Here is a 2,830-nt window from a genome sequence, read left to right on the forward strand (position 1 = left end):
AAACTATGATATTCCATGGAATCCGAATCGGCTTGAACAAAGAATGGGTCGGATTCATCGAATTGGACAGAAAAATGAGGTATTTGTATTCAACCTTGTTGCGGTTAACACTCTTGAAGGTGAAGTTTTAACTCGTTTGTTGGCTAAAATGGAACAAATGCGTGAAGATTTGGGGCAAGAACAAGTATATGATTTTATTGGAGATGTGTTGGAAGAACAATCAGCAGATTTGGCATCAATTATGGAAGAAGCTATTGAAGGACGCCAGAATATCGATGAAATTATTGAACGAATGGAAAAGTCAATCTCCCAAGAGCATAAGCGATTATTGGATATGGCAGCACAGGAACGACTAGATCAGGGGAGCTTTGACCTTCCGGGTGCAAAGCGTTTATTTGATGAATTATCTATAAGAAGTCTGCCGTTACGTTCATATGGGAATTTTGTTCTTGATGCACTATCTACAACAAGGACAAGAATTTCTCTTTCTCAAGATGAAACGTTGGTCAGAATCGATCGTTTTCCAAAAAATTTACGGGATTTTGCAAGGAAGAATAAAATTATTCTTCCTAGTCAAGAATCGCTTCGCTTTACCTTGAATGAAAAAAAAGAAACTGATTCTACCCCAATGATTCATACTGACCATCCTTTATTTAAATTAGCACTGGAATTGTCAGAAAGAAAGTTACAACAGATAATTATTCCTTCTTTCGAGGCGAAACTTCCAATACAAGAAGAATTGAATGTAGAAATAAATCGAGTAACGATTATTGATGGAACAGGTCGAATCCTCGAGCAACAGCTGATAATGATTGGAAAATCGAATAATGGAACGTGGCTTGAAATATCTCCATATTTTTTATTCAGTACGAACTTGGAAATTATAAAGGTTGGTATTGAATTAGACCAGTCTTTTAGGATGGAGATAATAAAAAGAGCTCGTAAAATGCTTCGTGGAGTTCAGCGGGAAAGAGAAGAATATACCAATCGACGAAACGTTTTCCTTCGAAATTCATTTAATGAGCAAATGAACATATTAAATGAACGATTGGAACGTTATCGAGCGGAGAATTACGATGGGAAAAATACGGCATTAATCAACCAAACATTTACTCAAATTGAGGAATTGGAAGAGAAAAGTCAGGAACGACTTGAAGAAACTGAAAGAGAAAAAACGATACTCCTAAAGCCGGTCCATAACCTTTTGCAATTTAGGTTAGTACCAAGTGGTACAGAAAACCGGAGAGTGATTCCATCAATATATCACAATCTTATTGAATCCTTTGAGTTAAATGAAGGAAGGATCAATATTGCATTACAGTCTGCATTTGGGATGGCAGACTTTATAAGTGAAGAACCAAATGGTGAGACAAGGTTTATCATTGTAACACCTAATATTGATCAGCTTATAGACGAACTAATTCTTGAGGATTTTAAACCAATTTGGAAAAGTCTTTATTTTTATGAGGTTAAGGGAGATAAAATTATTGTTCAAAAAGCAGGAAGATAGATTGGATTTCACTGGTATACATTTACGGATCTGATTATTGGAGGTAAAGCATGAACAAGACTGATTTAAAAAATTTCGCTATCTCTGCACGGAGGGACCTCCTTGAAAAAGTAGCTTTACGTGCAAAGATTTTTGGTATTGATGAAAAAAATGATTTAAAAATGGAAGAAAAGTTTGGTCAGGTTTTTGTAAACGGAACAGGTTACCCATTACAAATGAAATCTGCTTTTAATTCACTGGCATCTCAATTGAAAACAAAAGGATATGAGCAACTACTCGAAGAGGCTGCGTATACTTGGTTTAACAGAATCATTGCTATCCGCTATATGGAAGTGCACGATTACCTTCCAAGTCGTGTCAATATTCTCTCGAGTAAAACAGGCAAAGCAGAACCTGATATTTTAACTTTATACGAAACAGTGGACTTGGACGTTGATATTACGGTAATAAAGGATTATATCTATCAAGGAAAAACTGAGGAAGCATACAGAAAACTATTTATAGCCCAATGTAATGCTCTTAATAAAATTCTTCCATTTCTATTTGAAAAAATAAATGATTACACAGAATTACTGCTTCCTGACTTTTTATTAGATAGTGAATCCATAATTAGCAAATTAACTCGAACCCAGGCTTTATCTGAAAGTTTTCATGAAGTAGAGGTTATTGGGTGGATGTATCAATTTTATAATTCTGAACCAAAAGATAAAGTATTCGCGAACCTAAAGAATAACAAAAAAATTGGAAAATATGATATTCCTGCAGCAACTCAGCTTTTCACTCCTAAGTGGATTGTAAAATACATGGTTGAAAATTCACTCGGTACAATATGGTTAGAGCTGAATTCTGACTCCCACATAAAAGAAAAAATGGAGTACTATTTAGAACCAACCGAACAAGATGATGAAGTAAAACAGCAACTAAAAAAAATTGGCTATAAAAACTTTAATCTGGAAGAAATAACCATTATCGATCCATGCATGGGATCGGGTCATATTCTCGTCTATGCTTTTGATCTTCTTTATCAAATGTACGAAGAAGCTGGATATCCATCTGGTGATATTCCAAAATTTATATTGGAAAAAAATCTTTATGGGTTAGATATTGATAATCGAGCATCCCAATTAGCTTCATTTGCTTTATTGATGAAAGCACGAGAAAAGTCACGTAGGGCTTTTCATAAAAATATCCAACTAAATGTTTATTCATTTAAAGATTCGAATAATTTAGATATAGAGGGAATAGAACAATTAATTGGGGAAAATGATGACGAAAAAATAGAAATACGTACAGTTATTGAGATGTTTATGGATGTAGAGA

1 protein-coding gene and 1 pseudogene are annotated in these 2,830 nt (G+C 34.4%); both read left to right on the forward strand.

The features are described from left to right. Positions 1–1,510: pseudogene (locus V7137_RS22865) on the forward strand (DEAD/DEAH box helicase); the annotation flags it as partial. A 50-nt stretch (positions 1,511–1,560) separates the two neighbouring features. Then, on the forward strand, positions 1,561–2,830 hold a 1,270-nt coding region (gene pglX / locus V7137_RS22870), incomplete at its 3' end, for a BREX-1 system adenine-specific DNA-methyltransferase PglX (RefSeq protein WP_335700211.1).

Origin of the sequence: Neobacillus drentensis, assembly GCF_036962765.1 — a bacterium.
Taxonomy (GTDB): domain Bacteria; phylum Bacillota; class Bacilli; order Bacillales; family Cytobacillaceae; genus Neobacillus; species Neobacillus drentensis_C.